Below are 319 nucleotides of genomic sequence, written 5' to 3' on the forward strand. Positions count from 1 at the left end.
AAGCGTTTATCGCTAAGTTTTCGACTGTCTTGTTGTATCAATTTCCAGTAGCGCTTGAGGGCCCTGTATTCGTGAGATTTTCGGTCAAACTGGTTCATGATTTGGACACGCAGTCGGTTCATGGCCCGGCTCATGTGCTGAACGATGTGGAAACGATCAAGGACTATTTTAGCAGATGGAAATAGTTTCTTAGCGATGTCGTAGTATGGGCTGAACATATCCATGGTGATGACCTTGACCCGGCTTCTGACGGCTCTAGAATAGCGTAGAAAGTGGTTACGAATAGTAGCTTGTGTTCTACCGTCTAGAATCGCCAGAA

General features: G+C 45.8%; 1 protein-coding gene. It reads right to left on the minus strand.

Annotated features, from left to right (window positions below; all coding sequences use genetic code 11):
* Positions 1-319: transposase (locus ACFORF_RS06255; RefSeq protein WP_380426474.1), on the minus strand; the 319-nt coding region annotated here is incomplete at both ends.

The organism is Streptococcus caprae (assembly GCF_042649745.1).
Taxonomy (GTDB): Bacteria; Bacillota; Bacilli; order Lactobacillales; family Streptococcaceae; genus Streptococcus; species Streptococcus caprae.